Source organism: Kocuria tytonicola, assembly GCF_003687455.1.
Classification (GTDB): domain Bacteria; phylum Actinomycetota; class Actinomycetes; order Actinomycetales; family Micrococcaceae; genus Kocuria; species Kocuria tytonicola.
In genome coordinates, this window is the sequence record NZ_PHOA01000209.1 from 1 (window position 1) to 826 (window position 826).

The following is an 826-nucleotide window of genomic DNA, read 5'->3' on the forward strand; positions in this document are numbered from 1 at the left end:
CCCCCCCCGCCCCCCCCCGCCGAGTCCGCGCCCCTCACCGCCGCCCATTACACGCAGCCGGTGCGCCGCATCGTCCGCCGGATCGTGCAGGGAGTGTTCTTCCGGGGACTCGTGAACCGCACGATCACCCGCACGAACGTGGTGGACCCCGCCGCGTACGGGGTCAAGGGAACGTGCGTGGTGGTGGCCAACCACTCGAGCCACCTGGACGCTCCCCTCGTGATGAGCGGCGTCCCCCGGTACATCTCCCGCGACCTGGCCACCGGGGTGGCTGCGGACTACTTCTTCACCACGTGGTACAAGAAGTTCTTCACCCAGCTGATGTTCAACGCATTCCCCGTGGACCGGAGGGGAGAGGGTGCAAACCGGGGGCTGTCGAAGAAGCTGCTCGCCGCCGGTGTCCCTCTGCTGCTCTTCCCGGAGGGCACCCGCTCCAAGACGGGCAAGATGGCGCGTTTCCAGGTGGGCGCGGCGTCGTTGGCACTGTCCACCCAGGTGCCCGTGGTCCCCGTGGCGCTGATCGGCGCGCACGAGGCGATGCCGCGCGGCGCCAACTGGCCGCGCCCTGGCCGCCCGCCGGTCGTCGTGGCCGTGGGGGCCCCGCTGCGGACCCGCGGCAACGAGAAGGCGGACGCCTTCAACGAGCGCGTCGAGGCAGCCGTGCGCGCCCTGTACGCGGCCAACCGATACCGCATCCAGGACTAGGGCGTGTCTGACAAAGCCTTCGTCCAGGTGATGACGGAGTGCAGGATGATGGCGGCGCGGTAGGTCACAGCGTGTTTGTCGTACCGGGTTGCGATGGCGCGCCATTGTTTGAGGTGGCAGT

The 826-nt window shown here is 69.4% G+C and carries 1 protein-coding gene and 1 pseudogene; one reads left to right on the plus strand and one right to left on the minus strand.

Features of this window, described 5'->3' with window-relative positions; translation table 11 throughout:
- Positions 1-705: lysophospholipid acyltransferase family protein (locus tag CWC38_RS11870; RefSeq protein ID WP_240625262.1), on the plus strand; the 705-nt coding region annotated here is incomplete at its 5' end.
- On the opposite strand, the pseudogene CWC38_RS12535 reads toward CWC38_RS11870, so the two are convergent.
- Positions 702-826 (minus strand): annotated as a pseudogene (locus tag CWC38_RS12535) (IS5/IS1182 family transposase); the annotation flags it as partial. The gene CWC38_RS11870 and the pseudogene CWC38_RS12535 overlap by 4 nt on opposite strands.